The organism is Streptomyces chiangmaiensis (genome assembly GCF_036281785.1).
GTDB lineage: Bacteria > Actinomycetota > Actinomycetes > Streptomycetales > Streptomycetaceae > Streptomyces > Streptomyces chiangmaiensis.
This window is the reverse complement of the sequence record NZ_JAYWVC010000315.1, coordinates 1-6,408: the sequence shown is the minus strand read 5'-3', so window position 1 is coordinate 6,408 and position 6,408 is coordinate 1. Positions and strand designations below refer to the sequence as shown.

At 70.4% G+C, this 6,408-nt stretch carries 3 protein-coding genes; 2 read left to right on the top strand and 1 reads right to left on the bottom strand.

Annotation, left to right across the window (positions count from 1 at the left end; translation table 11 throughout):
- Window positions 1-3,044: S41 family peptidase (locus VXC91_RS41065; RefSeq protein WP_329512465.1), on the bottom strand; the 3,044-nt coding region annotated here is incomplete at its 3' end.
- Window positions 3,045-3,248: 204 nt separating this feature from the next.
- Between VXC91_RS41065 and VXC91_RS41060 the strand changes: the two genes are divergently transcribed.
- Both VXC91_RS41060 and VXC91_RS41055 read left to right on the top strand, forming a co-directional pair.
- On the top strand, window positions 3,249-3,848 hold the full coding sequence (locus VXC91_RS41060; RefSeq protein ID WP_329512464.1) for a TetR/AcrR family transcriptional regulator: 600 nt from the start codon (window positions 3,249-3,251) through the stop codon (window positions 3,846-3,848).
- Between the two features lie 100 nt (window positions 3,849-3,948).
- Window positions 3,949-6,168 carry an MMPL family transporter gene (locus VXC91_RS41055; RefSeq protein ID WP_329512463.1) on the top strand — a complete coding sequence of 740 codons (2,220 nt, stop codon included), beginning with the start codon at window positions 3,949-3,951 and terminating at the stop codon, window positions 6,166-6,168.
- Window positions 6,169-6,408: the final 240 nt, after the last annotated feature.

Genomic DNA, 6,408 nt, shown 5'->3' with positions numbered 1-6,408 from the left:
CGGCCTGTCATCCCGACCACGCCGCCCCAGGTGCGCGAGCCCACCACCGGGCCGAGTTTCAGCAGCTTGATCGCCGCGGTGATCATGTCGCCGTCGGAGGAGGTCGCCTCGTCGGTCAGTGCCACGATCGGCCCCCGCGGCGCGTTGGACGCGTACGAGACCGGCCGGGCGTTGCGTGTCAGGTCCCAACCCAGGATCTTGCGGGTCAGCTTCTCGACGACCAGCTCGCTGATGTGGCCGCCCGCGTTGCCCCGTACGTCCACGATGAGTGCGGGCCGGGAGACCTCCATGCGCAGATCCCGGTTGAACTGAGCCCAGCCCGAGCCTCCCATGTCCGGGATGTGCAGATATCCGCAACGGCCCCCGCTCAACTCCCGTACCACCGCGCGCCGTTTGGCCACCCAGTCCTGGTAGCGCAGGGGCCGCTCGTCGACGAGGGGTACCACGGCCGCACGCCGGGGCCCGCCCTCCGCCTCCGCCGGGACGAACGTCAACTCCACCGTCGTACCGCCCGCCGCCGCCAGCAGCGGATACGGTCCCGTCACCGGGTCGACCGGCCGCCCGTCGACATGGGTCAGGACCGCGCCCTCCCGGATCCCCGTGCCCGCCAGCGGCGAACGCGCCTTGGAGTCCGACGAGTCGCCCGGCAGGATCCGTTTGACCATCCAGCCTTCGTCGCGGCGCACGAAGTTGGTACCCAGCAGGCCCTGGTAGCGCTGATAGTGCGCGGGGCCCTCGTTGCGCCGGGCCGACGAAACATACGCGTGCGACGTGCCCAGTTCGCCCAGAACCTCACGCAGCAGATCCGCGAATTCGTCCGGTGAGGCGACCCGTTCGACCAGCGGACGGTACTGCTCCAGGATCGCGCCCCAGTCGATCCCGCACATGTCCGGCTCCCAGAAGTAGGCCTGGATGAGCCGTCCCGCCTCCGCGTACGCCTGCCGCCACTCCGCCCCCGGGTCGACCTCGTGCATGATCCGGCGGACATCGATCCACACCGTCGTGTCGACGTCGCCGGACTCGGTGGACGGGACCGCCCGCAGGTCGCCCTCGTCCAGCACCACAAGGCGTGTGCCGTCCCCGCTGACCGCAAACCAGTCCAGATGACCGACCAGTTCGGACTTCTTCGCCTTGCTGATGTTGAAATGCTCCAGAGTCGGGCGGCCGGAGGTGTCGTCCGGGTTCACGAACGTCTCGCCGAGCGCACCCGAGATCGGCCATCGCAGCCACACCAGGCCGCCGCCCGCGACCGGGCGCATCTCCGAGTACTTCGAGGCCGTCACCGGGAACGGGGTCACCCTGTTCTCCAGCCCCTCGATCTCGACGGTCACCACCCCGTCGCCCTCTTCCTCCTCCAGCGGGTCGAGGCCTCCGGCCGCGGGCCGTCCCTCCGGGTTGACCGCGAAGGGGGAGGGGGTCGCCGAGGACAGGGGGACCAGGTAGGGGCGGCAGCCGAGCGGGAAGGACAGGTCACCCGTGTGCACGTCGTACACCGGGTCGAAGCCGCGCCAGGACAGGAAGGCCAGGTAGCGCCCGTCGCGGGTGAACACCGGGTTCTCGTCCTCGAATCGGCCGTTCGTGACGTCGACGATCAGCCGGTCCTTGATCCGGGCCATCTTGATCTGCCGCAACGACCGGCCTATCCCCGGGTGGGACCACGTGAGCCAGTTCCCGTCCGGTGAGAACGCCAGATCCCGCACCGGACCGTTGATCGAGCGGATCAGCACGGTGACCGCCTCGCTCGGCTCCACGGCCTCCGGGGTCTTCTCGGACTGCTCCGCCCCCGCGGCGGCGGCCGGCTCCTCCGAGACGGTGATCAGCAGCAGCCGTCCGTCGTTGGAGGCGATCGCGAGCCGCTCTCCCTGCGGGTCAGCCACCATCTCCAGTACCCGGCCCAGCTCGCCGGAGGCCAGCCGGCGCGGCGCACGGTCCCCCGAGGCACGGGGCAGATAGGCGATCTCGATCGCGTCCTCGCCCTCGGCGTCCGTGACGTAGGCGACCTGCCCGCCCACCCCCAGCATCTCCGGCAGCCGGACCCGGACGCCGGGTGTGTCGGTGATGGTCCGGGCGGGGCCGTCCCGGTGCGTGAGCCAGTACAGGCTGCCGCGGACGACGACGGCGCTGGCCCGCCCGGTCTCGTCGACCGAGGTTCCGTCGATGTGCTGCGCGGCCGGTACCTGGTACGGGCGGCGCCCCGCACGCGGTCCGCCCAGGCGTATGTCGAGGCGGCGCGGGATCGAATCGGGGGACAGGTCGTCGACGATCCAGAGGCCGCCTGCGCACTGGTAGACCACGCGACTGCCGTCGCTGGAGGCGTTGCGCGCGTAGAAGGCGTCGTGGTCGGTGTGGCGGCGCAGGTCGCTGCCGTCGTACGCGCACGAGTACAGGTTCCCGACGCCCTCGTGGTCGGAGAGGAACGCGATGCGTCCGCCCACGAACATCGGTGAGTCGAGACGGCCGTGGAGGTCCGCGAGCAGCCGCTGACCGTGCAGCCACAACCGGCCCATGGCGCCACCGCGGTAGCGCTTCCAGGAGGCCGGTTCGTGCGGCGGGGTTCCAGTGAGCAGCAGGGTCTTGTGCTCGCCGTCGATGTCGGCCACGGCGATGTCGGAGACGGGGCCCCAGGGCAGTTTTCCGCCGGGGGCGCCGTCGGTGGGGACCTTGTAGGCCCAGGTGAAGTAGGAGAAAGGCTCGCCGTGGGAGGCGACGGCGAGGATGTCGCCTTCCGGGGTCCAGCTGCACACCCGTGTGTCGGGGCTGCCCCAGTAGGTGAGGCGCCGCCCGGGCCCGCCGTCCACGGGGATCAGATGGATCTCCGGGACGAGGCTGCGCCAGCTCGTGTACGCGATGCGGCGGCCGTCGGGCGAGAAGCGGGGGTGGCCGACCTTCGTACGGTCGACGGTGAGCCGCCAGGCGCGGCCGGGGCCGTCCACCTGAGCCACCCACAGATCGTCCTCGGCGGCGAAGCACAGGCGGTCGCCGTGCAGATGCGGGAAGCGGAGGTAGCCGGGTGCGTTCTCGAACACGTCGCTCGCGTCGCTCACCTACCCATGCTTTTCCCGCGGACCGGCCGCGGCAACTCGTACACCGGGTATGCGACGAACCGATTGGCCGGCTGAGCGCCGGGCCGTGATGGATGACACGTACGAAACGGTTTCGTTTCGCTTACATGCGGGGTATCGTCGTGGCGTACGAAACGGTGTCGTTCGGAGCCTGCGGCTCCGGCGCGGAGCAGGAAGGTGAGTCGCGTGGCCGAGGTCGCAGCGGCACGTCGCACGCGAATCACCCCCGAGCGAGAGGCCGAACTGTACGAGGCCGTGCTCGACCTGCTCCGGGAGGTCGGCTACGACACCCTGACGATGGACGCCGTGGCCGCGCGTACGCGGTCCAGCAAGGCGACGCTCTACCGCCAGTGGGGCGGCAAGGCCGAGCTGGTGGTGAAGGCCATCCGGCACGGGAAGCCGGGCCCCGTCGACGCGATCGACACCGGTTCGCTCCGGGGTGATCTGCACGCCCTGGTGATGCGCGAGGACGACTGCGTCATGGAGCAGAACTCCGCGCTGATGCGGGGCGTCGCCATGGCGATCCACCAGAACGACGACCTGCGCCAGGCGTTCCGGGAGCAGCTGATCGAACCCGAGACGGCGGAGTTCCAGCGTGTGCTGCAACGCGCCGTCGCGCGGGGCGAGATCCGTCCGGACTGCCCGGCGCTGGACTTCCTGGTGCACATGCTGATCGGCGGCCTCGCCACCCGTGCCCTGATCGACGACCAGCCGCCGACCCAGGCATTCCTCACGTCGTACATCGACGCCGTGGTCCTCCCCGCTCTCGGCGTGCCCACCACCTGACCAGACCCGCCGTCTAGCCCCACCTGACGTCACCGCTCACGTCGCCGGGCTGATCCCCCCTGCCCTGAACACCCCACGACCTGACCGGGAGTACGCCCTCGTGGCCACGTTCCTCCACAAACTCGGCCGGCTCGCCTTCCGGCGCCGGCATGTCGTCGCCCTGATCTGGGTGGCGCTGCTGACGCTCGCGGGCGTCGGCGCCGCCAGTGCCCCCGCAGCGGGCTCCTCCTCCTTCTCCATCCCGGGAACGGAGGCACAGAGAGCCTTCGACCTGCTGGAACAGCGCTACCCCGGCATGAGCGCCGACGGCGCGACCGCCCGGGTCGTCTTCAAGGCGCCGGGCGGGGAGAAGGTGACCGCCAAGGACAACAAGGCGGTCGTCGAGAAGACCGTCGGGGAGCTGCGTGACGGCTCCGAGGTCGCCTCCGTCGCCGACCCGTTCACCGCGCACGCCGTCAGCAAGGACGGCACGATCGCCTATGCGCAGGTGAAGTACAAGGTCTCCGGCATGGAGCTGCAGGACGCCTCGAAGGACGCCCTGAAGCAGACCGCGCAGAGCGCGCGGGACGGAGGGCTGACCGTCGAGATCGGCGGTGACGCGCTGTCCGCGGTACCGGAGACGGGCGCGACGGAGGTCATCGGCATCGCGGTCGCCGCGGTCGTCCTCGTCGTCACCTTCGGCTCGCTGGTGGCGGCCGGGCTGCCCCTGTTCACCGCTCTGATCGGCGTCGGCATCGGTGTCTCCACGATCACGGCCCTGGCGAACGTGCTGGACCTCGGCTCGACCACCTCCACACTGGCGATGATGATCGGCCTCGCGGTCGGCATCGACTACGCGCTGTTCATCGTCTCCCGCTACCGCGCCGAACTGGCCGAGGGCCGCGAGCGCGAGGAGGCGGCGGGCCGGGCGGTCGGCACGGCGGGCTCGGCGGTGGTCTTCGCGGGTCTGACGGTCCTGATCGCACTCGTGGGTCTCGCGGTCGTGAACATCCCGATGCTCACGAAGATGGGTGTCGCCGCGGCGGGCACCGTCGCCATCGCGGTCCTGATCGCGTTGACGATGATCCCGGCGCTGCTGGGCTACGCGGGCCGCAGGGTCAAGCCGGCGGGCGAGAAGAGCCGGCTGCTGGGCGGCGGCCGGGCCGCCGCCGCGAGGGGCAGGCCGAACATGGGCACGCGCTGGGCGAGCTTCGTCGTGCGGCGCCCGGTCGCCGTCCTGCTGCTGGGGGTGATCGGACTCGGCGCCGCGGCTGTTCCGGCGTCCCAGCTTCAGCTGGGCCTGCCGGACGACGGTGCGCAGCCGGCGTCCACGACCCAGCGCCGGGCCTACGACCTCCTCTCGGAGGGCTTCGGACCCGGGTTCAACGGTCCGCTGATGGTCGTGGTCGATGTGAAGGACAGCGAGCACCCGAAGGCGGCGGTCACGACCGTGACGGACGACATCAAGGGCATGCGGGACGTCGTGACGGTGACGCCCCCGACGTACAACGCGTCCGGCGACACGGCGATGATCACGGTCGTCCCGGGCTCCAAGCCGTCCTCGGCCACCACCGAGGACCTGGTGCACGGCATCCGTGGGGCGGGCGGCGGCATCCAGGCGGACACGGACGCGAAGCTGCTGGTCACGGGCACGACGGCGATGAACATCGACGTCTCGCAGAAGCTGAACGACGCGTTGATCCCGTATCTGGCGCTGGTGGTGGGCCTTGCCTTCCTGCTGCTGATCGTGGTCTTTCGCTCGATCCTGGTTCCGCTGAAGGCGGCGCTCGGCTTCCTGCTCTCGGTGACAGCGGCTCTCGGCGCAGTGGTCGCGGTGTTCCAATGGGGCTGGCTGTCCGGCCTGATGGGCGTCGACGAGACGGGCCCCGTCATGTCGATGATGCCGATCTTCATGGTGGGCGTGGTCTTCGGACTGGCGATGGACTACGAAGTCTTCCTCGTGACCCGGATGCGCGAGGCCTACGTCCACGGGGAGAACCCCGGCCAGGCGATCGTCACCGGCTTCCGGCACGGCGCGCGGGTCGTCGTCGCTGCCGCGGTCATCATGATCGCCGTCTTCTCCGGCTTCATCGGCTCCAGCGAGTCGATGATCAAGATGATCGGCTTCGGCCTCGCGATCGCGGTCTTCTTCGACGCGTTCGTGGTGCGGATGGCGCTCGTCCCGGCGGTGCTGGCGCTGCTCGGCAGGAAGGCCTGGTGGCTCCCGAAGTGGCTGGACCACGTTCTGCCGAATGTGGACGTCGAGGGCGAGGGGCTGCGCACGCGGCGGGACGAGGATCGCAGGGACCCGGACCAGGGCCGGGAGCTCGTGGGTGTCTGAGCCCCGGCTCAGGGACACGGACCGCCGCGCCACCGCGGAAGGATGGCGCGGCGGTTCGCTGCACCGAAGGGGTGAACACGCCCGTTCCGCCGGAATCGAGGTCGCCGGACATCCCCGCCTCCATCTGCGTGGCGGCGGGCCGGAATTTGTTGCGCGACACATGTAACCGGCCGCTGGTGCTGTGGCCGGAAAGGTTTGCCGGAAAGCTCGCGGCGTTCGGTGCTGGGGGCACCTCCCACG